A 22332-nucleotide genomic window follows, 5' to 3' on the forward strand; every position below is an offset into this window, starting at 1 on the left:
CTCAGGCCGCCCCCGCCCACTGGGTTGATTCAGGCTCGCTCGCCACAGACCGCAGCGCCTTGACGAAGTCGTCGCGCCAGATGCCGACATCGGTGTCGCGCACCACCTGCATCAGGGCCTCCCATTTCCGGATTCTTTCGGACAGGGGCATGGTCAGGGCCTTCTGGATGGCGTCCGACAGTTCCTCGCGGCTGTAGGGATTGACCAGCAGGGCCTCGCCCATCTGTTCCGCCGCCCCGGCGAACCGCGACAGGATCAGAACGCCGGGATCGTCGGGGTTCTGGGCCGCGACATATTCCTTGGCCACCAGGTTCATGCCGTCGCGCAACGGCGTCACCAGCCCGACCTTGGCCGCCCGATAGATGCCCGCCAGCTGATCGCGGCGATAGGTGCGGTTCAGATAGCGGATCGGCTGCCAGTCCATGTCGCCGAAAGCGCCGTTGACCCGTCCCGCCAGGGAATCCAGACGCGCCCGCAGATCCTGATACGAGTCCACGTCGTCGCGCGAGATGGGCGTCACCTGCAGCAGGAAGACCTCGCCCCGCATCGAGGCGTTGTCGTGCAGGAACTGCTCATAGCCCAGCAGCCGTTCCTCCAGCCCCTTGGAATAGTCCAGCCGGTCCACGCCGACGATCATGGACCGGAAGGCCGCCGACGCCGCCATCCGGTCATAGGTCCGGGCGCCCAGCGTCGAGTTCCGCGCCGCCAGGAAGCCGTCCACGTCGATGCCGATGGGGAAGACGCCGGTCTGAACCCGTCGCCCGAAACACTCCAGCCCGCCGTGGCCGAACAGTTCGCCCTGGGCTTCGCTGACCACATAGTCGGTGAACAGGTCGCTCCATTCCTGGGTGTGGAAGCCGATCAGGTCGAAATCGAACATCGACTCCACCAGTCGCCGGTGGTGGGGCAAGGTGACCAGCAGCTGACGCGCCGGCCAGGGCGTGTGCAGGAAAAAGCCGATCCGGTTGCGGATCCCCAGGCGGCGCAGGTCCCGCGCCATCGGGATCATGTGATAGTCGTGAATCCAGATGACGTCGTCCGGCTGGATCACCGGCGCCAGAACCTCGGCGAACCGTCGATTCACCCGCTCATAGCCCTCGCCGTAGGACCTTTCGTACTGAGCCAGATCGATGCGGTGATGGAACAGCGGCCACAGGGTCTTGTTGGCGTAGCCGTTGTAGTATTCGTCGACGTCCTGCGGCTCCAGATCGACCAGGCCGACCGTGACCCCGGCCCGGTCCTCCACCTTCATTTCGCCGGTGAAGGTCTCGATCGTCTCGCCTGACCAACCGAACCACAGCCCCTCGTATTTTCTCAAGGCGGCGGACAAGGCCATGGCCAGCCCGCCGGCCGAGCCGGCGGCAGGATCGGTGGGGGCCGAAACCCGGTTGGATACGACGATAAGACGGCTCATGATTTCACTTCGGCAACGACCCCAGCCCCGGGGTCAGACACGGCGTTCGGCGGTTTAACGCACGTCGGTCCAAGAACGGCTCAACATCACGGCGCAATTGATGATGCCGACCAGAGAATAGGTCTGGGGATAGTTGCCCCACAGTTCGCCGTCCTCGACCGAAATATCTTCGCTCAGCAAGCCCGCCTCGGTGCGACGGCTCAGCATTTCCTGGAAAATTTCCCGGGCTTCTTCGACCCGGCCGTTCTGGTGCAGGGCTTCGATGAACCAGAAGGTGCAGAAGTTGAACGCCGTCTCCGGTTCGCCGAAATCGTCCGGTTCGACATAGCGGAACAGGAAGGCGCCCTTCTTCAGATCGCGTTCGATGGCGTCGAAGGTGGCGACCTGACGCGGGTCGTGGGCGTCGAGGAAACCCAGATCCGTCAGCTGCAACAACGAGGCGTCCAGTTCGCGACCGCCGAAACTGGCGGCGAACCGCCCCTCGTCCGGCAGGAAGGTCTCGCTCTCGACCCGCTCGCGGATGATCGTGGCCCGTTCACGCCAGACTTCGCCCCGCGCGCTGAGGCCCAGATGGTCCGCCGCCTTGGCCAGACGGTCGCACGCCGCCCAGCACATGACCGACGAATAGGTGTGGACGCGGGCGATGGTGCGGAACTCCCACAGGCCGGCGTCGGTCTGGTCATGCATGGCGAAGGCCCGCTCGCCGACCTTCTCCAGGGCGTGGAAATCCTCGACCGTGCCGGGACGCAGCAGACGCTGGTCATAGAAGGCCTGGACCAGAGGCAGGACGATCTGTCCGTACACGTCGTGTTGCAGATGCTCGTGCGCCTGATTGCCGATCCGCACCGGCTTCATGCCGCGATAGCCCTCGACCGTATCGACGATGCTCTCGCCGATGCCGGGCTCCAGACCCACCCCATACACCGGCTGCACATGGCCGCCCGCAGCGTCATCGACCAGATTGCGCAGATAGCCGAGATAGTTTTCCAGGATGTCGACCGCGCCCAGCCGGTTCAGCGCCCGCACCGTATAGTAGGCGTCGCGGATCCAGCAGTAGCGATAGTCCCAGTTGCGGCCGCTCTCCTTGAACTCGGGCACCGAGGTGGTCATGGCGGCGACGATGGCCCCCGTCTCCTCATAGGCGCACAGTTTCAGGGTGATGGCCGCGCGGATGACCGCCTCCTGATAATCCAGCGGCAGATACAGTTTGCGCACCCAGTCCTGCCAATAGGCCACGGTGCGATCCAGCGCCGCCTGAACCCCGGGACCGACGTCCTGATCATAGCCCTCGTCCGGCCCCATGAAGAAGGCGTGCGGCCTTTCCAGGCGGAACACCCGCTCTTCCAGCACATGCGACACCGGACAGTCGGTGGTCAGGCGGAAGGTCACGTCGGGACACATGAAGCGGATATGGTTCGAACCGGACGTGCAAGGCGCCGGCCGGGCGCCCCAGTCGGCGGACGGCCGCAGCCGGATGCGAATGCGCGGCGTGCCTTTCAGCGGCCGCACGATCCGTCCGAAGGCCAGGGGCCGATAGGTGCGTGAGTGTTTCGGATGGCGCGGGGCGAAGTCGATGATCTCGACCGCAGCGCCGTCTTCCGCCGTCAACACCGTGCGCAGCACCGGCGTGTTGCGGATATAGGCTTGGCTGACGTGCTCCAGCCCCTCCAGTTCGACGGACCAGTAGCCGTGCGCCGGATCCTCGCCGTTCATCAGGGACGAGAAGACCGGATCGCCGTCCACGCGCGGCGCACAGGCCCAGACGAACCGGCCCTGACGATCGATCAGGGCGCTGATGGCGCAGTTGCCGATGGGGAAGAGATCAAGATTGGGTTTCATCGGTTCAGGCCTTCGCCACGGCTTCGAGCCAGGTCAGGACGGCGTCTACGTCGTCCAGTCGATAGCGGGCGGCCGTCTCGCGTTGCGGCCCCACCAGCACGCCATATCCACCCAGAGCCGCCGCAGCCTCGAACCCGTGTTCGTCGGTCAGGTCGTCGCCCAGCATGACAGGGATAGCGTCCTTGAACGGGGCGTCCTGCATGAAATCGGTCACGGCCGTGCCCTTGTCGGCGCCGGGCGTCTTGAGTTCCAGCACCATATGGCCGGGTTGCAGGCTCAGGCCTGTTTCGGCCTGCAAGCGTTTGACCAAGGCCTTGGCCGCGTCCGTCTGATCCGGCGCCTGGCGATAGTGCAGCCCGGCCGAGACACCCTTGTCCTCGACGATGACGCCCGGTCGATCTGCGGCGAAGGCCTTGAAGCCGGCCAGGGCCACGGCGACGCCGGCGTCAGGCGCGCCGCGGCGGATGGACTTGTCTTTCAGACGACGCTCCAGCCCATGCACGCCGGAAGCCGAGGTCAGGGCGTGATCGGAAATCCGGTCGATCTCGGCTATTGTCCGGCCACTGATGATAGCGACACGGCCCGTCAGTCGCGCTTCGACCGCCTTCAGCGCGGCCGTTCGACGCGCGACCGGTCCAACGCCGTCCGGCGTCGGCGCCATGGGCGCCAGAACGCCGTCCATATCCAGGAACAGGGCGATCCCGTCCGCGACGACAGGCGGCGGCGGCAGCAATAGAGCTTCTGCTCCGGCGTGAGACGGCATGTGGCGTGCACTCATTTTGACTTCCCCAGCACCTCGTAACGCGCCACTCCGGCAAAGGTTGACCCGAAAGCGACAAAGTCGTCTGAAAGGACACGTTGCGCGCGGCCTTGGGATGGGGCAGATCGCGCGCCTCGCACCAAGGAGAGCCCACAAGGGGCCTGACAGACCATGACCGAGATCGCCCACTCGTCTCCCGATGACATCGCCGCCATGACCGATCGCGCCCGCGACGTGATGCGGCTGAACATCGAGGCGCTGGAGGCCTTGGAGCGGTCGATCGACGTTTCGATGGCTCGCGCCGTCGATGTCATCATGAGCCGGCCGGGCTATGTGATCGTCACCGGCATGGGCAAGTCGGGCCATATCGGCGGAAAGATCGCCGCCACCCTGGCCTCGACCGGCACCAGCGCCTTCTTCGTCCATCCCGCCGAAATGAGCCATGGCGACCTGGGCATGTTGCGCCCGGACGTTACCGTCCTGGCCATTTCAAACTCGGGCGAGAGCCGCGAACTGCGTGATCCGCTGATATTTTGCCATCGCAACGGCATACCGGTCATCGCCATCACCCAGCGGCCCGCCAGTTTCCTGGGCCGCAACGCCGCCGTCTGCCTGACCATGCCCAAGGTGGCCGAGGCCTGCCCCAACGGCCTGGCGCCGACGACTTCGACCCTGATGACCCTGGCCCTCGGCGACGCCCTGGCCATGGTGCTGATGGACCGCCGCGCCTTCAGCGCCATGGACTTCGGCCTGCACCACCCCGGCGGCGCCCTGGGCATGAGCCTGCAAAGCGTGCGCGAATGGATGGGAGACAATGCAGCGGCCCCGGCCAGCGTGCCCCTGAACGCCAACTTCAGTGAAGTCGTTTCAGCCATAACCGAGGGACGAAAGGGCGCCGTCGCCGTGCTTGACCTGGACGGGACGCTGGCGGGGATCGTCACCGACGGCGACCTCCGCCGCGCCTTCCAGCGCGACACCACCAATCTGACGGCGGCCGACATCATGGGTCCCAATCCCATCACCGTCGATCCGGACGCGCGGATGAGCGACGTCGTCGATCTGCTGACCGCGAACAAGATCGCCAACCTGTTTGTCGTCGAGGAAGGCCGGCCGACCGCCATCGTCCACATCGCCGAACTGATGCAGGCCGGCTACGTCGCCTGACGCCTCGAACATGCGAATCCTCTACGACGCCAGCCGGCTGATGAGCCGGGCCGACCGTTCAGCCCCCACGGGAGTCGATCGGGTCTGTCTGGCCTATGCCGAATGGCTGCTGTCCCGCCCCGACGTCGTCACCATACCGGTGAGGGGCCGCAAGAACCGACTGGTGGCGGTCGATACCGAGTGGTTCCGCCGGTTCGTCGGCGAACTACGGGCGCGGTGGAATGGGGCTGCCGATGCGTCGGGCGATCCGGCGCACGAGGCGCGGCTGCTGGCCGCGCTGACCGCATCGGTTCGCCCGAACCTGTCGGTGATCAGCCCGCCGCCCGCGCCGTCGCTCAAAAAGCCGGCGGACAGAAGCCGGGTGCTCAAACAGTTTTTCCGCTCGCGCCATGTCGTCGCGCCGCCGGCCGCCGATCTCTATCTCAACGTGGGCCACACCACGCTGCACGAGCCGACGGCCTTGATTGAGCTGGAGGCGGCGGGTGTGGAACGGGTTGTTCTGCTCCACGACCTGATTCCGATCACCCATCCGGAATTCTGCCGTGCCGGCGACGGCGCCAAACATCACGCCCGGGTCGCCAACACCCTGCGATACGCCAGCCGCGTCATCGTCAACTCGGCCTCCACAGGCGACGAGCTGCGCGCCTTCGCCTCTCGCGAAGGCCTGCCTCAACCGCCCGTCCATGTCGCGCACCTTGGGTTGGAGCCCGTCTTCATCGACGGCGACATCGTAGAGACGACCCGACCGTATTTCGTTCATGTCGGCACGATCGAGGCCCGCAAGAATCTGGCGCTTCTACTGACCGTCTGGCGGCGGCTGGAAGAACGGCTGGGCGAGAGGACGCCGTCCCTTGTGCTGGTCGGGCGCTACGGTTGGGAGAATGAGGCGGTGCTGGATCATCTGGAACGGTCGCCGAACCTGCAAGGCGTCGTGCACCAGGCGTCCAACCTCTCCGACGTCCTGCTGGCGCGGTTGATGCGGGGGGCGCGGGCGGTTCTGGCGCCGTCTTCGGTCGAAGGCTTCGACCTCCCGGCGGTCGAGGCCCGCGCCATGGGGCTGTCCCTGTTCGCTTCGGACATTCCGGCCCACCGCGAACTCACGCCCAATGCGGTGCTGATCGATCCGCTGGATGGGCTCGGCTGGCTGGCGGCGGTCGAACGCGCCGCCCAGGAAAGACCCGCGCCGCCGACGCCTCAGTCGGCGCCGTCCTGGGCGGGACATTTCGACATCGTCGCCGAGGCCATCGGTCTAACGCCGGCTTCGCCTCTGGCGGGCGTCTCCAAAGACTTGTAATCAGTCCGCGAACAAGGGCCGTCCTGCTTCATGACTCGCACCATCCTCCCCCTCGCCATCGTCGCCATTCTGGGCGGGTGCTCCACCCTGCCGCGTGACGGACCTTCAGGCGCCTCGATCAACGCCGGCGCCACGACGCCCCAGGGTCTGGGCAGCTACGCTCTGGTGCCCCTCACCTATGAAGCCACCGAACGGATGAAGGCGGTGCCGCCCCAGTTCTTCGGCACCCTGGTCGCCGCCTCCAGCGAGCAGCCGGCCGATGTGATCGGCATTGGCGACACCCTGGCCATCTCGATCTACGATCCCTCGGGCTCCCTGTTCGGCGGCGCGCTCGGCAGCGGCTCCAGCGCCAATCGCTCTCTGTCGACCCTGTCCGGCGGGTCCCAGGCCCTGCCGGGCGTGACCGTCGACCGCAGCGGCTCGGTCGCCGTGCCCTTCGCCGGCCAGGTCCGCGTCCAGGGTCTGACGGCGCCCCAGGCGGCGGCGGCCGTTCGGCGCGCCCTGGTCGGCAAGGTCGCCAATCCCCAGGTTCTGGTCGGCATCGCCGACAACGCCTCCAATACGGTCAATGTCTTCGGCGACGTGCGCCGGCCCGGTCGCGCGCCGCTGGGCGTCAACAGCGACCGGATTCTGGACGTGATCGCCGCCGCCGGCGGCTCCGCGCGTGAGACCGACGACCTGACCATCAGCGTCCAACGCGGCGGCCAGACCTATACGGCCCCCATGACCGCCGTGACGACGGAGTTCGGCGAGAACGTCCGCCTGCAACGCGGCGACGTGATCAATGTCCAGTACAAGCCGCGCCGCTTCTCGACCTTCGGCGCCCTGAATGCGGTGACGCAGGTCGACATGCCCGCCGGGGTCATGACCCTGACCGGCGCCATGTCGAAGGTCGGCGGACTGAACACCAATACAGCCAACGCCCGTCGCGTGATGGTCTTCCGCTTCGAGCGTCCGGAAGTGGCGCAAGCCCTGGGGATCAACCAGCCCGCTACCCCGCGGGGCGTGCCCGTGGTCTATGAGCTGAACTTCAACGAGGCGGCCAACGTCTTCGCCGCCACCAATATGCAGATCATGCCGGAAGACGTGATCTATGTGCCCCTGGCCGGCGCCGCCGAGGCGCGGAAATTCTTCGAGTTCGTTCAGACTGTCACTCGCGTGGTCTATGACGTGTCGGTGACCAGCGCCGTCAACATCGACTGAGGTGCTGGGGCGCTGGCGGATCCTGCTGTCCCAACTGAGCGGCCCCGCCGCGTCCGGTCGCCTTCGAAGGACAGACGACGACAGCGCGGCGGCGGCTCCCTTCGACCGTCCGTCCGATCTCGAGCCGTCTGCGCCAGACCCTCTGGAGATCGCGCTCGTCGAGATCGAGACCGGCGCGCTGGAAGTCTATGCCCGCGCCGGACTCCCGACTAAGCCGGGCCATTACCGCAAGGCGCCGGGCACGGAGGCCTGGACCTTCATCGCCGCCACGCTGTCGCCAGAGGCGCGCTTCGCCCTGACGCTGGACCACCCCTCAGAGATGGGTTGGCGCTTCGCCCGCCTGCAGGACCTGGGCGCGAGGTCCGGCCGGGCGGACCTTCGCGCGGCGTCCCGTCTGCTGAACGAGATCGCTGATCTGCGGGCCGCCCGTCGCGGAGTTCTCAAAGAAGATCATCTGTTGATCGCGCTGGAATTGGGCGGCGCCTGGCGCGCGCTCAGGGACTCAAAGGCCGTAACCGCGTCGCGCCTGACCCGGACGCCTCCCCGATCCGAACCGCCCAAGGCCGCTAAGACGCCCCGGAAACCCCGTGCGAAGCGCGACAAGTCGTCCGAGGCGCGCTAGGAACGCCGCCTTCCCGAACGCCAGAGTCTGCCCATGTCCGACGCGCCCGAATATCCGCCCGAGACCCGTCCGGTCGGACGCATCATCGCCATGCCGGCGGACACCAACCCCGAAGGCGACATCTTCGGCGGCTGGCTGCTGGCCCAGATGGACGTCGCGGGCGCCACCCCGGCCTTCGAACTGGCCCAGGGCCGCTGCGCCACAGTGGCCCTGGACGGCATGGTGTTCCACCAGCCGGTCGCCGTCGGCGACGAGGTCAGCATCTACGCCGACGTCATCAGCACCGGCCGCACCTCGATCCGCATCCATGTCGAGGCCTGGAAACGCGCGCGCGGTCAGCCCCTGGCGACCTCGGTCCGCGTGACCCAGGGCGTCTTCACCTATGTGGCCATCGACGAGAACCGCAAGCCGCGCCCGCTGCCGGGCAAGGAATAGGCGCAAATCTTGACCTGACGCCGGGGCGCGCCTACGTCCCGGCCATGGCCATCCGACGTATCCTCACCATCGACATCCCCGCCGACCTGGCGATTCTGAAACAGGTCTCCAAGCCCGTCGCCGCCGTGGACGACGCCGTGCGTGCGCTGATGGATGACATGCTGGAGACCATGTACGCAGCGCCGGGCATCGGTCTGGCCGCCGTTCAGGTCGGGGCGCTGGACCGGGTCATCGTCATGGACCTGGGCGATCGCGACGGCACGATCTGCGAAACCGAGGAAGAAGACACGCCGGAAGCGGCCGAGGCGCGCAAGAACCCGCGCTTCTTCGCCAATCCGGAAATCCTGTGGACCTCGGACGAGCTCTACACCTACGAAGAGGGCTGCCTGTCGATCCCCGAGTATTTCGACAAGGTGGAACGCCCCGCCCGCGTCCGCATTCGCTATCTGAACCGTGACGGTCAGTCGGTGGAGGAAGAGGCCGAAGGCCTCTACGCCGTCTGCATCCAGCACGAGATGGACCACCTTAACGGCGTGCTCTTCATCGACCATCTGTCGCGGCTCAAGCGGGATCGCGCCGTGACCAAGGTCAAGAAGGCCGCCCGCGACAGGATCGCCGCCTGATGACCAAACGCACCTCACGCCTGCCCCGCCGCGGCCAGTCCCTGGTCATCGACACCCAAGGCCGCCGTCGCCTGACCCGCAGCCAGAAGATCGGCGTCGCCGGGGTCGCGACCCTGGCCGGCGTCGCCCTGCTGGGCGTGGTGGCGGGCCTGCTGCTGGACCGGCTGCTGGACTTCGACGACGCCCTGGACGCCGGCGGCGAGTGGGATGAGGGCGGCGGCGTCTTCACCCGCTGGCAGTAGGCGACCTAAAGTTCTAAAGGCGTGCCCATGCGCCTTGCCTTCATGGGAACTCCCGATTTCGCCGTGCCGTCTCTGGCCGAGCTTCTCGCCTCGGGCCACGAGATCGTCGCCGTCTATTCGCAGCCGCCGCGCCCCAGGGGCCGGGGCCAGAAGCTGACGCCGTCGCCGGTTCACGCCTTCGCCGAGACCATGGGTCTGCCGGTCTTCACGCCCGACAGCATGAAGGCCCCCGAGGCCGTCGCCGACTTCCAGAGCCTGGACCTCGACGCCGCCTGCGTCGTCGCCTACGGCCAGATCCTGAACGCCGAGGTGCTGGCCGCGCCCCGGCTGGGCTGTCTGAACCTGCACGGCTCGCTGCTGCCCCGCTGGCGCGGCGCGGCGCCGATCCAGAGGGCGATCATGGCCGGCGACGCCGAGACCGGGGTCCAGATCATGCAGATGAGCCTGGGCCTGGACGAAGGACCGATCCTGCTGGGCGAGGTGATGGACATCCGGCCCGACGACACGGCCGCCAGCCTGTCCGAACGCATGGCCCATGTCGGCGCCGGCCTGTGGCCCCGCGCCCTGGCCGCCATAGATCGCGGCGGCGTCACCCCCACCGAACAGGTCGGCGAGCCGACCTATGCCCGCAAGATCACCCCCGCCGAGGCCCGCATCGACTGGACCCGTCCGGCGGCCGAGGTGGACGCCCATATCCGCGGCCTGTCGCCCTTCCCCGGCGCCTGGTTCGAAGCCCCGTCAGAAGCGGGGCCGGTTCGGATCAAGGCCCTGCTGTCGGCCCTGGCCGACGGATCCGGCGCGCCCGGCGCGGTGCTGGACGACGCCCTGACTGTCGCCTGCGGAACCGGCGCCGTGCGCCTGATCCGGGTTCAGCGCGAGGGCAAGGCGGCGCAATCGGCCGAGGAGATGCTGCGCGGCTTCGCCCTGCCGGCCGGGACCGTGCTCGGCTGATGCCGCGCTACAAGCTGACCCTCGAATACGACGGCACGGCCTATAACGGCTTTCAGGCCCAGGCGGACCAGCCGACGGTTCAGGGCGCGGTCGAGGCCGCCATACTGGCCTTTTCAGGCGAGCGTATCCGCATCGCCGCTGCGGGCCGCACCGACACCGGCGTCCATGCGACGGCCCAGGTGATCCATGCCGATCTGGAGCGCGACTGGCCGGTGGACACCGTCCTGAACGCCGTCAACGCCCATCTGATCAAACAGGACGTCTGCGTCCTGTCGGCCGAATACGCGCCCGATCCCGACTGGCACGCCCGCTTCTCCGCCACCGGCCGGGGCTATCTGTACCGGATCCTGAACCGCCGCCCCCAGCCGGTGCTGGAGCGCGACCGGGTCTGGCACGTCAAGAAGAGCCTGGACGCCGAGGCCATGCACCAGGCGGCCCAGGTCCTGGTCGGCCTGCACGACTTCACCACCTTCCGCGACGTGGGCTGCCAGTCCAAGTCGCCGGTCAAGACCCTGGACGTGGCCCGCGTCAGCCGGTTCGGCGAGGAGGTGCATCTGGTCTTCCAGGCGCGCAGCTTCCTGCACCGCCAGGTCCGGTCGATGGCCGGCACCCTGGTCGAGGTGGGTCTGGGCCGCTGGACCGCCCATGACGTCAAGGCGGCGCTGGAGGCGAAGGACCGCGCCCGGTGCGGCCCCGTCGCCCCCTCGGCGGGGCTCTATCTCAGCGGCGTGCGCTACGACTGAACCCCGCCTGGGGCCGGGTCAACCGCGCTGCTGAACCAGAACCTCGGCGATCTGCACCGCGTTCAGGGCCGCGCCCTTCCTCAGATTGTCGTTCGAGACGAACAGGGCCAGGCCGTGCTCGACCGTCGGATCGGAGCGCACCCGGCCGACGAAGACCGGGTCCTGGCCCGCCGCCTCCAGCGGGTTCGGCACGGCGGTGACGACCACGCCCGGCGCCTGGGCCAGCAGCTCCAGCGCTTGGGCCGCCGACAGCGCCCGATCGAACTCGACATTGATCGACAGGGAGTGGCCGGTGAAGACCGGCACCCGCACACAGGTGCCCGAGACCGGCAGGCCGGGGATCTCCAGGATCTTGCGGCTCTCGTCGCGCAGCTTCAGCTCCTCGTCGGTATAGCCGTCCTCGCCGAGCGTATAGTTCAGGGCCACGACGTTCGCGGCGATCGGCACGACCCACTTCTCGGGCGCGCCGAAGTCCACTGCCCCGCCGTCGCGGGCCAGGGCCGCGCCCTGCCCCACGGCCGCGCGCGCCTGGTCCTCCAGTACGCGAATTCCCTCGACCCCGCCGCCCGAGACGGCCTGATAGGTCGAGACCGTCAGACGCTTCAGCCCCGCCGCATCGTGCAGGGGCTTCAGCACCGGCATGGCGGCCATGGTGGTGCAGTTGGGGTTGGCGATGATCCCCTTGGGCAGGTGCGCCAGGGCGTGGGGGTTCACCTCGGCGACGACCAGCGGCACCTCGGGGTCGCTGCGCCAGGCGGAGGAGTTGTCGATCACCACCGCCCCGGCGGCGGCCACCTTGGGCGCCAGGGCCTTGGAGGTATCGCCGCCGGCCGAGAAGAAGACGATGTCCAACCCGGCGTAGTCGGCGCTCGCCGCGTCCTCGACCACGATCTCGGTCTCGCCGAAGTGGATGGTCTTGCCTGCCGACCGGGCCGAGGCGAACAGGCGCAGCGAGGCCAGCGGGAAGTTCCGCTCGGCCAGAAGGCCGCGCATCATCTCGCCGACGAGGCCGGTGGCGCCGACGATGCCGACGTGAGGAGGATTGGACGGGGAAAAGGACATTCAGGCGTCTCCTGGAAGGATGGAGGCGCGGGGTTCAGCCGGATCGACCGCCCCGCGCATCGGCGGGGCTTGGGATCGGGGTTCGGCGCTTCAGACCTCGCGCACACCCGAAACCGCCCCGCCGAAGCCGGTGGTTTTCGAGGTAATCGCATTGGTCAGGGCGCGGGTCACGGCGACGCTCTCTAAGGGCGAGACTTGTCACTGTAAACTGGCTAACGCGAAAAAAAAATGGCGTGAAGGCGGGCGTCAGTGGCTCGTGCACGCAATAAAGCATCGGCCCCTGCCGTTCTCACGTCATCCTCGAGTCAAGCCCGAGGATGACGTGGCTGGGCGTCGCGGCTCAGACCTTGGACAGGATCAGCGTGCCGTTGGTGCCGCCGAAGCCGAAGCTGTTGGACATGACGTGGGTCAGTTCGCCCTCGTGGCGTTGACGCAGGATGGGCATGCCCTCGAAGGCCGGATCCAGGGTCTCGATATGGGCGCTCTCGGCCGCAAAACCGTTCTGCATCATCAGCAGGCAGTAGATGGCCTCTTGAGCGCCCGCCGCGCCGAGCGAGTGGCCCGTCAGCGACTTGGTCGAGGAGATCATCGGCATCTGGTCGCCGAAGATGGCGCGGACGGCCTCCATTTCCTTGGAGTCGCCGACCGGGGTCGAGGTGCCGTGCGGGTTCAGATAGTCGATCTTCGGATTGCCGGCCTGTTCCAGCGCGATCTTCATGCAGCGCTGGGCGCCCTCGCCTGAGGGGGCGACCATGTCGTAGCCGTCGGAATTGGCGCCATAGCCGGTGACTTCGGCATAGATGGTCGCGCCGCGCGCCTTGGCCCGCTCGTATTCTTCCAGCACCACGACGCCGGCGCCGCCGGCGATGACGAAGCCGTCGCGGTTGACGTCATAGGCCCGCGAGGCGACGGACGGGGTCTCGTTGAAGTCGGATGACATGGCGCCCATGGCGTCGAACATGTTCGACATGGACCAGTCGATGTCCTCGCAGCCGCCGGCGAAGACCACGTCCTGCTTGCCCCACTGGATCTGTTCGACCCCGGCGCCGATGCAGTGGGCGGAGGTCGCGCAGGCAGAGCTGATCGAATAGTTGACGCCGCGCATCTGGAACCAGGTGGACAGGACGGCCGAGGGGCCGGACGCCATGGCTTTCGGCACGGCGAACGGGCCGATCCGCTTGGGCGAGGTCTTCTCGATGGTGGTCGCCGCCGCCTGGAGGATCACCTGGGTCGAGGGGCCGCCCTCGCCGACGATCAGGCCGATGCGGTCGTCGCGAATCTCTTCGGCCGTCATGCCCGACGACTTCAGCGCCTCTTCAAAGGCGATGTGGGCCCAGGCCGTGCCGTTGGCCAGGAAGCGGGCGGCGCGGCGGTCGATCAGTTCTTCCCACGGGCCGATCTTGGGCGGGGCCCAGACTTGGCTGCGGAAGCCGTATTTGGCGTGATCGGGCGCATGGACTACGCCCGAACGGGCTTCGCGCAGGGACTGGGTCACCTCTTCGGCGCCGTGGCCGATGGAAGAGACGATGCCCAGGCCGGTGACGACGACACGACGCATGGTGTTTCCTTCTTAAGCTTCTCGACCCGAGCTTCTCGAGCGGGGGCCTTCCGCGCTGTCCGCGGTTATATAGGCGTTTAGGCGCCCGCTTGCTCATCCTTGGCGGCGCCAAAGAGTCCCACCCGCATGTCATTGCAGGTGTAGATCACCTCGCCGTCGGCCTCCAGCACGCCATCGGCGATGCCCATGACCAGTTTGCGATTGATGACCCGCTTCAGGTTGATCTTGTAGACCACCTTCTTGATGTCCGGGGTGACCTGGCCCGTGAACTTGACCTCGCCGACGCCCAGGGCGCGGCCGCGGCCCGGGCCGCCGATCCAGCCCAGATAGAAGCCGACCAGTTGCCACATGGCGTCCAGGCCCAGGCAGCCCGGCATGACCGGGTCGCCGATGAAGTGGCACTGGAAGAACCAGAGCTCGGGATTGATGTCGAGTTCGGCCTCGACATAGCCCTTGCCGTGCGCGCCGCCGTCAGCCGAGATCTGGGTGATCCGGTCGAACATCAGCATCGGCGGGGCGGGCAGTTGCGCATTGCCGGGACCGAACAGTTCGCCGCGCCCGGAGGCGAGCAGGGCCTCGTGATCGAAGGACGAGGGATATTGGGACTGGGTCAAGGCGGTTCCGTTACGTCTGCTGTTGCTGGCGGGTTACACGACCGCGCGACTTCGCTCAACACCAAGGGTTACGGCGGTCAGTCCCGACCGGTCCCGGCGGGGCGGTTGGCGTTGCACAGCGCCCTCTGCTGGGTTCCGAACACCGCCCGTTCCTGGACCCAGCCGCGCAGGCGGCGCGCCCGAACCTGGCACCAGCCGTCCTCGCACTCGTCCAGCGACACCAGCGAACGGGGCGACAGGCGCGCCCGCACGGCCGAGGCCTGGGACTTGCCGGCGTGGATCATCACTTCTTCGGGCGAGGTGTTGAAGACGGACCGGCGGCCCGACGACACCGTGCGGTGGATCCAGGCCACGGCCCCGTCCGGGTCGCAGATCTTGCGCCATTCCGTCGTCTCGGCGACCACCTGCACCGGCAGGCCGGCGGCGCGGTATTCCCACAGGATCGGATAGTCCAGCCCCGGTCCCTGACGCGCGCGCACGTGCGACGACTTCAGCGAGATCCAGCGCGGCACCTCCAGCCCCGTCGGCGTGGGCCGGCCGTCGGGCATGGTCGCGCCCGCGCCGGCCATGAGGCCCACGCCCAGAATGGCCAGGGCGAGGGCGCTGCGGCGTCGCAGGCTTTGGAAGATGGCGGAGGCTTTGCTAGACACTGGATGGAACGACCCGTCGCGCGGGCTTTCGATCCTGAAATCGCCGCCCGCTAACCAAGGCCCGCAATGTCCGTCCGCAAGCTTAAGGTCGTATTAACCAGACGCCTGCCCGACGCGGTCGAGACGCGGATGCGCGAGCTTTTCGACGCCGAGCTGAACCTGAAGGACCAGCCGATGGACCGGGCGGCGCTTCAGGCGGCGGTTCAGCGCGCCGAGGTTCTGGTCCCCACCATCACCGACGTCATCGACGCCGACCTGATCAACGGCGCCGGCGACCAGCTGAAGATGATCGCCAACTTCGGCGCCGGGGTGGACCATATCGACATCGACGCGGCCGTGGCGCGCGGGATCATCGTCACCAACACCCCCGGCGTCCTGACCGAGGACACCGCCGACCTGGCCATGAGCCTGATCCTGGCCGTCAGCCGCCGCATCGTCGAAGGCGCCCAGGTGGTGGCCGAGGGGCGGTTCGAGGGCTGGACCCCGACCTGGATGTGCGGCCGCAAACTGTGGGGCAAGCGGCTGGGGATCGTCGGCATGGGCCGGATCGGCCAGGCCCTGGCTCGTCGCGCCAGGGCCTTCGGCCTGCAGGTCCATTACCACAACAGGAAGCCCGTCTCCGCCCTGATCGAGGAGGAACTGGGCGCCACCTACTGGGACGATCTGGACCAGATGCTGGCGCGGATGGACATCGTCTCGCTGAACTGCCCGGCGACGAAAGACACGCATCATCTGCTGTCCGCCGAACGCCTGGCCCGGCTTCAGCCCCACGCCATATTGATCAACACCGCGCGGGGCGATCTGATCGACGAGGCGGCCCTGTCCCAGGCCGTGGCGACCCGGTCCCTGTCCGGCGTCGGCCTGGACGTGTTCGAGAACGAGCCGGCCATCCACCCCGGCCTGCTGGGCCAGCCCAATGTCGTGCTGCTGCCCCATCTGGGCTCGGCGACGCTGGAGGCGCGCCAGGACATGGGCGACCGGGTCATCGCCAATGTCATGACCTACCAGAACGGCCACCGCCCGCCGGACCGGGTGATTCCAGCCATGCTTTAGGGCGCGGCCAGCAGTCGTTCGGCCGCATCCGGATATTTCTGCGCCAGCCGCGCCGCCCAGTCGGCCTTCATCGCCAAGGGCGACCGGACCTCGCGGACGCGGCGTTCGACCAGGGCGGCGGCCTCGCGGTGGGCGGGCCAGTCCATCAGGAAGCCCAGGGCGGTCTCGAAGTCCGCATAGGTCGCGGCATGGGCCAGGGCGCGGTCCAGGGCCTCGACATCGTCGAAGTCGGGCAGACGGGCGAGATAGTCACGCAATGCCGGCGCCGACAGGTCGCGTTCGAACAGGACCCAGCGCAGGTCCTGGGCCTCGGCCTTGCGCCCCTCTGCCTCCAGCAGGTCGATGGAGGCCGCCTCCCAGGCCGGGGTCAGGGGCGGCGGACCCGCCGCGGGCGACCGGCCGAAGGTGAAGCGCCGGTTCGCGGCCGACGGCTTCAACGCCGCCTCCAGGGCCTGCCGCGCCTCGACCACCCGGCCCGCCGTCAGCAACCGCCGCGCCGCCGCCGCCGCGAAATCCGGCGAGCCCTGTTCATCGGGCGTGACCAACCACAGCCACAGATCCAGATCCTCAGCCCGGTCCGCCAGTCGCCGGATCGCCGTGCGCGCGCCGCGGACGCCCGAACTGGTGTCCAGCCCCGCCAGCACGGCCCGCGCCAGTTCCGGCGTCAGGGCCTCGCCCGCCGCGCCGATCCAGCGGGCGTAGTCGAGCGGATGGCGTTCGATGGCGGCGGCCAGACGTTCCATAGCGGCCTGATCCATCAGCGCCGTCTGAGCGACGGTCCAGAGATCGGGAGCCGCCGCCTCGAACGCCGCCGTCATCTCGCCGCGCGGATCCTTGACCCGCAAGGTCAGCCCACGAAACAGGTCGAACCAGGCAATCAACCGATCCAGCCCGGCGACGGGCGCCGTCGGGGCCAGATCCTCCACCACCGCGCGGCGCAGCATGTCGAGGTCGCGCAGCAGGTCCGGCCGTTTGCGCCAGGACACCCGCGCCCGTGCAGACGCCAGGGCCGTCAGCCGCTTGTCCAGCTCGACCGTCAGGGGCTCGACCCCCGCCTCGGCCGCCAGCACCAGCCGCAGACGCCGCTTCAACAAGGCGTCGCCGTCCGCCGCCTGCATCAAAAGCTCGCCCAGCCGCTCCGCCCCCAGGGACGCCAGGCTGGCGGCGTTCAGACGTTTGGGCGAGGCGGGGCGTCGGGCCATCAGGTCTCCTTTTCACAAGTCTGTCGGACCGGACTCACACGGCTGTCGAAAACCACGGGCAGGGGAGGAACCGCCGCGAGCGAGCTTCGTTTCCGGCGACCTGTCTGAGGAAGCGTGCGTTGGACTCCTACTATTGTATCGTCAACCTGCCGGGCGTTCCGGTGCGTGACATCTGTGTTCTGGGCGCGACCGACGACTCGGCGGCGAATCAGGCTCTGGCCGAGCTCGCCCGGACCTGGGTCGGGTTCGAGACCCTCTATCTGTACTGCGGCGAGCGGCTGGTGACGGTGCTCAGCAACCCCGCCCTGGGCTTCGCCCCGCCCATCCCGGATCTGGATCTGGCCGACGTCCGTTTCGCCACGGCCGCCTGAGGTTCAGCCGCCGCAAACCGGGCACTGGGGGTCGGCTGTCACCCGCACCGTCCGCGCCGTCGCCGCCAGACCGTCGTACAGCATCAGCCGCCCGGCCAGAGCCTCGCCCGCCCCGGTGATCAGCTTGATCGTCTCCAGCGCCGCCATCGACCCGACCACGCCCGCCAGGGCGCCGACCACGCCGACACGGGCGCAGGTCTCGGCGTCCGGCGGAACCTCGGGCACTAGGCACTGGTAACAGGGCCGACCGGCGAATACCCCCACCTGGCCGCTCCATCTCCCCAGGGCGCCCGAGACCAGAGGCTTGTCGGCCGCCACACAGGCGGCGTTGACGATCAGCCGGGTCTCGAAATCATCGGTCCCGTCCAGCACGATGTCGAAACCGCCGATCCGATCGGCGGCGTTGTCCGGCGTCAGCCGTTCGGCGAAGGTCTGGATCGTCACATGCGGGTTCAGCCCGCCCAGGCGTTCGGCGGCCGCTTCGACCTTGGGCCGGCCCACCTCGGGCGTGGAAAAGGCGATCTGGCGCTGCAGGTTCGACAAACCCACCACGTCGTCGTCGATCAGACCCAACGTCCCGACGCCGGCTGCGGCCAGATAGAGGGCCGCCGGTGCGCCCACGCCGCCGGCCCCGACGATCAGCACCCGCGCGCGCTTCAGGGCCTGCTGGCCCGGCCCCCCGATCTCGGACAGGACCAGATGCCGGGCGTAGCGTTCGACTTCGTCTTCAGAGAAAACCATGCCCTTCTCTAGCGAGCGGCAGGCTTGGGCGCGAGGCCTCAGGAGACGGCGGCCAGGCTCCGGCTCGCCTCCGACACGATCCTGTCGGCGCTCGCGCTCACGCTCGTATGATCCAGCCCCTCGGCCAGCAGGCGCTCCAGCCCCGGCGACGCGTCCGTCTGGGCCATGGCCCACCCCGGGAACAGGCGCTGATCGATCACAAGCTCGGCGAGGATGCGGATATTGGTGTGGCGTCGATCGGCGCGCAGCCGGCCCATCAACCGATCCAGGTCGACCCGCGCGCCCTCAATGGCCTGAAAGAACCGGCCGTCGTGGCGCATCAGCACCCCGGTCACATGATCCCGGCGATTGTTCCGGTCCGACGCGCCGATGATGTCGATCAGGGGCAGCAGGCCCACGCCCGCGTCGCCCACGGCGTCGCTGACATAGACAATACGGAACAAACTCATTGATTACTCTTACGCTTTTACAATTTACAGCCACAAGGACCGAAGTAAGGCCATAGAGTTAACGAAACACGCAGCAAAGGCGTCAGACCGCACAGCTCGAGACACGCAATCCGTCGCAGGACAACAGCCGCTCCAGCACCGAGGCGGCGAGCTGGTCCAGTCGGCGACCGCCCAGATATTCGCCCGCCTGATGAGGCGACATGGCGTTGAGCTTGACCGGCTCGGCCACACGACGGTGCACGATGGGGCGATCCTCGACGATCTTGAGATTTCGGTGACGACCGTCCGAAAGAAGGCGCGCGATCAACCGATCGAGGTCCGCGCGCATGCCTTCCAGCATCATGGCGGCCTGACCCTCATGAAACATCATGGCGCTGCCGATCATGTCGCGACGGTTGTTGCGTTCAGACGCGCCGAGAATGTCAGCCAGCATCAAGGGCGAGCGTTCAACCGCCGCGACTGTTTCACTCACGAGAAGCACGCGATAGAGCAATTTTCGATCTCCCATGTCGGATCTTCCGGTCAAGGATGGCGCGTTATAAGAGAAACATGGGTATAAATATGACGACGTTATCCGGCGTCGCGCGCTCTTGATCGACGAGGCCCGTCGCGCCATCTGCGGATCATGACTCAATCGAATTTTCCCGACTGGCACGGCACCACCATTCTGGCGGTGCGCAAGAACGGCCGCACCGTCATCGCGGGCGACGGTCAGGTCTCCATGGGGCCCACCATCGTCAAGGGCGCGGCGCGCAAGGTGCGGACCCTGGCGGGCGGCAAGGTGCTGGCCGGCTTCGCGGGCGCCACAGCCGACGCCTTCACCCTGATCGAACGGCTGGAGGCCAAGCTGGAGCAGTATCCGGACCAGTTGGCGCGGGCCTGCGTCGACCTGGCCAAGGACTGGCGCACCGACCGCTATCTGCGCCGGCTGGAGGCCATGCTTCTGGTCGCCGACAAGTCGTCGATCTTCACCGTCACCGGCGTCGGCGACGTGCTGGAGCCTGAACACGGGGTCGCCGCCGTCGGCTCGGGCGGCAACTACGCCCTGTCGGCCGCCCGCGCCCTGATCGAGGAGACCGACCTCGACGCAGAGGCCGTCGCCCGCAAGGCCATGAAGATCGCCGCCGAGATCTGCGTCTATACGAACGGCAATCTGACGGTGGAGACGCTGGAGCCCTGATCGGCCCGCGACGGGCTCAGATCACGTCGGCGACGGGACCCAAGGCCTTGACGTCCGCCCCCCGGGCAAAGACGCCTCCTCGACCGGATAGCCCTGGGACGACGCCCAGGATCGAGCTTCGCCGATGGAGAAGAAGGCCTGTTCGCGGATGCGTCGGGCGCCGTCCTCATCGACCAATTCGCATTCCCACCACCGGATGGTCCGGTGATCGGAGGTGATGCAGGTCTTGGAGACGAGGACGGCGTGTGGGGTCATGGCGCGAAACAACGGACAGCGTTTCGCCTTTGTTCCTTCGCGGTCCGGTTTTTCTTTGCAGGAACAACAGGCTGCCTGCAATTCACAGGCGTATGCGCCCTGCATGGCCGCCGGCGATACGTTGCGATCATCTCCCCCTTGGCTTAAGCGCGCGCCATGACCGATGACGCCCCCCTTCGACCCCTCGCCCGCAATCCGCGCGGCTTCGCCGACAAGCGCGGCCGCGACCTGACCGCCGAACGCCGCATCGTGGCGCGCGTGTCGGAGGTCTATGAGCGCTGGGGCTTCGAGCCGCTGGAGACCCCGGCCTTCGAATACGCCGACGCCCTGGGCAAATTCCTGCCCGACGCCGACCGGCCCAATGAAGGCGTGTTCGCGCTCCAGGACGATGCGGGTTCGGACGAGCCGGGCGAGTGGATGGCCCTGCGCTACGACCACACCGCCCCTCTGGCCCGGTTCGCGGCCCAGACCTGGGAGACCCTGCCCAAGCCGTTCCGCCGCTACGCCTATGGGCCGGTGTGGCGCAACGAGAAGCCAGGGCCGGGCCGGTTCCGCGAGTTCTGGCAGTGCGACGCCGACACCGTGGGTTCGGACCGGCCCGAGGCCGACGCCGAGATCATCGCCATGGCCTGCGAGGGTCTGGGCGCCGCCGGCCTTGATGCGGGCCAGGCCCAGATCCGCGTCTCGAACCGCAAGCTGTTCGACGGTCTGTTCGACGCCGGCGGCGTGACCGAGGCGGGCCAGCGGCTGACGGCCCTGCGCGCCATCGACAAGTTCGACCGGCTGGGCTGGGACGGCGTCGTCCAACTGCTGGGCGAAGGCCGGCTGGACGACTCCGGCGACTACACCAAGGGCGCAAGCCTGCCGGCCAGGGTGACGGCCGCCATCGAGGCCTTCCTGGCCTCGGCCAATACGCCGGGCCTGTCACGAGCCGAGACCCTGGAGGCCGTCGCCCGTTCGGGCGACCTGGGCGCGGCGGGCGAGGCGGCGCTGAACGAACTGGCCGCCATCGACCGGGCGCTGGGCGCCATGCGGGTCGGCCAGGAGGCGGTGAAGTTCGATCCCACCATCGTGCGTGGGCTGGAATATTACACCGGCGCGGTGTTCGAGGCCGAACTGTTGCTGGACACCGTTGACGACAAGGGCCGTCCGGTCCGGTTCGGCTCCATCGGCGGCGGCGGGCGGTATGACGATCTGGTCGCCCGCTTCACCGGCCAGAGCGTGCCCGCCACCGGCTTCTCCTTCGGCGTCTCGCGCCTGGCCTCGGCCCTGCGCGCCGCCGGCCGCGGGGCGGAAGACGCCGTGCGCGGCCCCGTCGTCGTCATCGTCTTTTCCGACAACGACATGGCTCATTATCTGGCCGCGGTCGCCGAACTGCGCGCCGCCGGTATCGCCGCCGAGCTCTATCTGGGCCGTGCGGGCATGAAGGCCCAGATGAAATACGCCGACCGTCGCGGTTCTCCGGCCGTCGTCATCCTGGGCGGCGATGAGATTGCGGCGGGCGAAGTCACCATCAAGGACCTGGACGCCGGCCGCGCCGCGGCCGCCGCCATCACCGACAACGACGCCTGGAAGGCCGAGCGTCCGGGCCAGATGAAGATCCCTCGGGAGGGCCTGATCGCTGCGATCAAGGCTATTATCGAATAAGCTTCGAGAATAACTTGCGCGAAATATGACTTATCAATGATAAGTCGAAGAAAGTTCGACTCCGCCCGATACGTGCGTTGACGCCGCAGGGTCCGATAGGCCAAATGAACTCACTCGAGGGCAAGCGTTGCTCAAGCGCGCAGCACTCGAAGGCGTTTCGGGGAGGAAACGTCCGCTCTTCAAAGAGCGCGAAAGCCCGCTGCGATGTATCCCCCGCAGCGGGCTTTTTCGCGCCTGGAGCCGCCCGCGCCATGGACAAT

25 protein-coding genes are annotated in these 22332 nt (G+C 67.8%); 13 read left to right on the plus strand and 12 right to left on the minus strand.

Annotation, left to right across the window (positions count from 1 at the left end; all coding sequences use genetic code 11):
• Window position 1: 1 nt before the first annotated feature.
• From AC1RSI_RS10685 to otsB, 3 genes are read right to left on the minus strand one after another with little or no spacing between them, the layout of a single operon-like run.
• On the minus strand, window positions 2-1414 hold the full coding sequence (locus AC1RSI_RS10685; RefSeq protein WP_008264209.1) for an alpha,alpha-trehalose-phosphate synthase (UDP-forming): 1413 nt from the start codon (window positions 1412-1414) through the stop codon (window positions 2-4).
• A gap of 54 nt (window positions 1415-1468) precedes the next feature.
• Window positions 1469-3253, minus strand: coding sequence for a glycoside hydrolase family 15 protein (locus tag AC1RSI_RS10690; protein ID WP_008263767.1), 1785 nt, complete (start codon window positions 3251-3253; stop codon window positions 1469-1471).
• Between the two features lie 4 nt (window positions 3254-3257).
• On the minus strand, window positions 3258-3986 hold the full coding sequence (otsB, locus tag AC1RSI_RS10695) for a trehalose-phosphatase (protein ID WP_492322603.1): 729 nt from the start codon (window positions 3984-3986) through the stop codon (window positions 3258-3260).
• Window positions 3987-4184: 198 nt separating this feature from the next.
• Here otsB and AC1RSI_RS10700 point away from each other — a divergent pair, with 198 nt between their 5' ends.
• Genes AC1RSI_RS10700 through truA form a run of 9 tightly spaced genes read left to right on the plus strand, consistent with a single transcriptional unit; the run spans window position 4185 to window position 11290 of the window.
• A complete protein-coding gene (locus AC1RSI_RS10700; protein WP_008263429.1) occupies window positions 4185-5177 on the plus strand; it encodes a KpsF/GutQ family sugar-phosphate isomerase in 993 nt (330 codons plus the stop codon).
• Between the two features lie 10 nt (window positions 5178-5187).
• A complete protein-coding gene (locus AC1RSI_RS10705) occupies window positions 5188-6471 on the plus strand; it encodes a glycosyltransferase family 4 protein (RefSeq protein ID WP_008259324.1) in 1284 nt (427 codons plus the stop codon).
• A 30-nt stretch (window positions 6472-6501) separates the two neighbouring features.
• A complete protein-coding gene (locus AC1RSI_RS10710; protein ID WP_008264281.1) occupies window positions 6502-7674 on the plus strand; it encodes a polysaccharide biosynthesis/export family protein in 1173 nt (390 codons plus the stop codon).
• Window position 7675: 1 nt separating this feature from the next.
• Entirely contained in the window at window positions 7676-8296 is a 621-nt protein-coding gene (locus AC1RSI_RS10715; RefSeq protein ID WP_008264269.1) for a hypothetical protein, read from the plus strand.
• Window positions 8297-8329: 33 nt separating this feature from the next.
• Window positions 8330-8731 carry an acyl-CoA thioesterase gene (locus AC1RSI_RS10720; RefSeq protein WP_008260913.1) on the plus strand — a complete coding sequence of 134 codons (402 nt, stop codon included), beginning with the start codon at window positions 8330-8332 and terminating at the stop codon, window positions 8729-8731.
• A gap of 44 nt (window positions 8732-8775) precedes the next feature.
• On the plus strand, window positions 8776-9354 hold the full coding sequence (def, locus tag AC1RSI_RS10725) for a peptide deformylase (protein ID WP_008262368.1): 579 nt from the start codon (window positions 8776-8778) through the stop codon (window positions 9352-9354).
• Complete coding sequence (locus tag AC1RSI_RS10730; protein WP_008262062.1) at window positions 9354-9596, plus strand: hypothetical protein; 243 nt, start codon at window positions 9354-9356, stop codon at window positions 9594-9596. Before def ends, AC1RSI_RS10730 begins: the two co-directional genes overlap by 1 nt.
• Window positions 9597-9623: 27 nt before the next feature.
• Entirely contained in the window at window positions 9624-10547 is a 924-nt protein-coding gene (fmt, locus tag AC1RSI_RS10735) for a methionyl-tRNA formyltransferase (protein WP_008264402.1), read from the plus strand.
• Window positions 10547-11290: a tRNA pseudouridine(38-40) synthase TruA gene (gene truA, locus AC1RSI_RS10740; protein ID WP_008259305.1), complete on the plus strand. Its 744-nt coding sequence runs from the start codon at window positions 10547-10549 to the stop codon at window positions 11288-11290. Before fmt ends, truA begins: the two co-directional genes overlap by 1 nt.
• 18 nt (window positions 11291-11308) lie before the next feature.
• Here truA and AC1RSI_RS10745 read toward each other — a convergent pair whose 3' ends face one another.
• The 4 genes from AC1RSI_RS10745 to AC1RSI_RS10760 all read right to left on the minus strand — a co-directional run bounded on the left by AC1RSI_RS10745 (window position 11309) and on the right by AC1RSI_RS10760 (window position 15174).
• The gene (locus AC1RSI_RS10745; protein WP_008262198.1) at window positions 11309-12352 is read right to left on the minus strand and encodes an aspartate-semialdehyde dehydrogenase; all 1044 of its coding nucleotides are present in this window, start codon (window positions 12350-12352) and stop codon (window positions 11309-11311) included.
• A 340-nt stretch (window positions 12353-12692) separates the two neighbouring features.
• Window positions 12693-13910: a beta-ketoacyl-ACP synthase I gene (gene fabB, locus AC1RSI_RS10750; RefSeq protein ID WP_008262961.1), complete on the minus strand. Its 1218-nt coding sequence runs from the start codon at window positions 13908-13910 to the stop codon at window positions 12693-12695.
• Window positions 13911-13987: 77 nt separating this feature from the next.
• Window positions 13988-14524, minus strand: coding sequence for a 3-hydroxyacyl-[acyl-carrier-protein] dehydratase FabA (gene fabA, locus AC1RSI_RS10755; RefSeq protein ID WP_008263519.1), 537 nt, complete (start codon window positions 14522-14524; stop codon window positions 13988-13990).
• A gap of 77 nt (window positions 14525-14601) precedes the next feature.
• Window positions 14602-15174, minus strand: coding sequence for an SH3 domain-containing protein (locus AC1RSI_RS10760; protein ID WP_008262295.1), 573 nt, complete (start codon window positions 15172-15174; stop codon window positions 14602-14604).
• Window positions 15175-15240: 66 nt separating this feature from the next.
• On the opposite strand from AC1RSI_RS10760, the gene AC1RSI_RS10765 reads away from it, so the two are divergent.
• A complete protein-coding gene (locus AC1RSI_RS10765) occupies window positions 15241-16227 on the plus strand; it encodes a 2-hydroxyacid dehydrogenase (RefSeq protein WP_008262236.1) in 987 nt (328 codons plus the stop codon).
• Here AC1RSI_RS10765 and AC1RSI_RS10770 read toward each other — a convergent pair.
• Complete coding sequence (locus tag AC1RSI_RS10770) at window positions 16224-17429, minus strand: DUF6880 family protein (protein WP_035308597.1); 1206 nt, start codon at window positions 17427-17429, stop codon at window positions 16224-16226. The two genes, AC1RSI_RS10765 and AC1RSI_RS10770, sit on opposite strands and share 4 nt — an antisense overlap.
• 119 nt (window positions 17430-17548) lie before the next feature.
• Between AC1RSI_RS10770 and AC1RSI_RS10775 the strand changes: the two genes are divergently transcribed.
• Window positions 17549-17800, plus strand: a complete 252-nt coding sequence (locus AC1RSI_RS10775; RefSeq protein ID WP_008262988.1) for a hypothetical protein — start codon at window positions 17549-17551, stop codon at window positions 17798-17800.
• A 3-nt stretch (window positions 17801-17803) separates the two neighbouring features.
• On the opposite strand, the gene AC1RSI_RS10780 is transcribed toward AC1RSI_RS10775, so the two are convergent.
• The 3 genes from AC1RSI_RS10780 to AC1RSI_RS10790 form a co-directional block, all read right to left on the minus strand.
• Window positions 17804-18541 carry a HesA/MoeB/ThiF family protein gene (locus tag AC1RSI_RS10780; protein WP_008259649.1) on the minus strand — a complete coding sequence of 246 codons (738 nt, stop codon included), beginning with the start codon at window positions 18539-18541 and terminating at the stop codon, window positions 17804-17806.
• Window positions 18542-18579: 38 nt separating this feature from the next.
• Complete coding sequence (locus tag AC1RSI_RS10785) at window positions 18580-18990, minus strand: BLUF domain-containing protein (RefSeq protein WP_008261602.1); 411 nt, start codon at window positions 18988-18990, stop codon at window positions 18580-18582.
• A gap of 82 nt (window positions 18991-19072) precedes the next feature.
• The gene (locus AC1RSI_RS10790) at window positions 19073-19483 is read right to left on the minus strand and encodes a BLUF domain-containing protein (RefSeq protein WP_155988159.1); all 411 of its coding nucleotides are present in this window, start codon (window positions 19481-19483) and stop codon (window positions 19073-19075) included.
• Window positions 19484-19615: 132 nt separating this feature from the next.
• Between AC1RSI_RS10790 and hslV the strand changes: the two genes are divergently transcribed.
• The gene (hslV, locus tag AC1RSI_RS10795) at window positions 19616-20170 is read left to right on the plus strand and encodes an ATP-dependent protease subunit HslV (RefSeq protein ID WP_008259677.1); all 555 of its coding nucleotides are present in this window, start codon (window positions 19616-19618) and stop codon (window positions 20168-20170) included.
• A 21-nt stretch (window positions 20171-20191) separates the two neighbouring features.
• Here the strand turns inward: hslV and AC1RSI_RS10800 are convergent, their stop codons facing one another.
• Window positions 20192-20425 carry a hypothetical protein gene (locus tag AC1RSI_RS10800; RefSeq protein ID WP_035310016.1) on the minus strand — a complete coding sequence of 78 codons (234 nt, stop codon included), beginning with the start codon at window positions 20423-20425 and terminating at the stop codon, window positions 20192-20194.
• A 156-nt stretch (window positions 20426-20581) separates the two neighbouring features.
• Here AC1RSI_RS10800 and hisS point away from each other — a divergent pair, with 156 nt between their 5' ends.
• Window positions 20582-22072: a histidine--tRNA ligase gene (hisS, locus tag AC1RSI_RS10805; RefSeq protein WP_154725819.1), complete on the plus strand. Its 1491-nt coding sequence runs from the start codon at window positions 20582-20584 to the stop codon at window positions 22070-22072.
• The last annotated feature ends 260 nt before the right edge of the window (window positions 22073-22332 follow it).

Source organism: Brevundimonas sp. GW821-FHT10E09 (genome assembly GCF_058809375.1).

Coding starts and splice junctions, on each gene's coding strand:
- AC1RSI_RS10685 (WP_008264209.1), bottom strand. CDS start 1,414: ATGAGCCGTCTTATCGTCGTATCCAACCGGGTTTCGGCCCCCACCGAT.
- AC1RSI_RS10690 (WP_008263767.1), bottom strand. CDS start 3,253: ATGAAACCCAATCTTGATCTCTTCCCCATCGGCAACTGCGCCATCAGC.
- AC1RSI_RS10700 (WP_008263429.1), top strand. CDS start 4,185: ATGACCGAGATCGCCCACTCGTCTCCCGATGACATCGCCGCCATGACC.
- AC1RSI_RS10705 (WP_008259324.1), top strand. CDS start 5,188: ATGCGAATCCTCTACGACGCCAGCCGGCTGATGAGCCGGGCCGACCGT.
- AC1RSI_RS10710 (WP_008264281.1), top strand. CDS start 6,502: ATGACTCGCACCATCCTCCCCCTCGCCATCGTCGCCATTCTGGGCGGG.
- AC1RSI_RS10720 (WP_008260913.1), top strand. CDS start 8,330: ATGTCCGACGCGCCCGAATATCCGCCCGAGACCCGTCCGGTCGGACGC.
- def (WP_008262368.1), top strand. CDS start 8,776: ATGGCCATCCGACGTATCCTCACCATCGACATCCCCGCCGACCTGGCG.
- AC1RSI_RS10730 (WP_008262062.1), top strand. CDS start 9,354: ATGACCAAACGCACCTCACGCCTGCCCCGCCGCGGCCAGTCCCTGGTC.
- fmt (WP_008264402.1), top strand. CDS start 9,624: ATGCGCCTTGCCTTCATGGGAACTCCCGATTTCGCCGTGCCGTCTCTG.
- truA (WP_008259305.1), top strand. CDS start 10,547: ATGCCGCGCTACAAGCTGACCCTCGAATACGACGGCACGGCCTATAAC.
- AC1RSI_RS10745 (WP_008262198.1), bottom strand. CDS start 12,352: ATGTCCTTTTCCCCGTCCAATCCTCCTCACGTCGGCATCGTCGGCGCC.
- fabB (WP_008262961.1), bottom strand. CDS start 13,910: ATGCGTCGTGTCGTCGTCACCGGCCTGGGCATCGTCTCTTCCATCGGC.
- AC1RSI_RS10765 (WP_008262236.1), top strand. CDS start 15,241: ATGTCCGTCCGCAAGCTTAAGGTCGTATTAACCAGACGCCTGCCCGAC.
- AC1RSI_RS10770 (WP_035308597.1), bottom strand. CDS start 17,429: ATGGCCCGACGCCCCGCCTCGCCCAAACGTCTGAACGCCGCCAGCCTG.
- AC1RSI_RS10780 (WP_008259649.1), bottom strand. CDS start 18,541: ATGGTTTTCTCTGAAGACGAAGTCGAACGCTACGCCCGGCATCTGGTC.
- AC1RSI_RS10785 (WP_008261602.1), bottom strand. CDS start 18,990: ATGAGTTTGTTCCGTATTGTCTATGTCAGCGACGCCGTGGGCGACGCG.
- hslV (WP_008259677.1), top strand. CDS start 19,616: ATGACTCAATCGAATTTTCCCGACTGGCACGGCACCACCATTCTGGCG.
- AC1RSI_RS10800 (WP_035310016.1), bottom strand. CDS start 20,425: ATGACCCCACACGCCGTCCTCGTCTCCAAGACCTGCATCACCTCCGAT.
- hisS (WP_154725819.1), top strand. CDS start 20,582: ATGACCGATGACGCCCCCCTTCGACCCCTCGCCCGCAATCCGCGCGGC.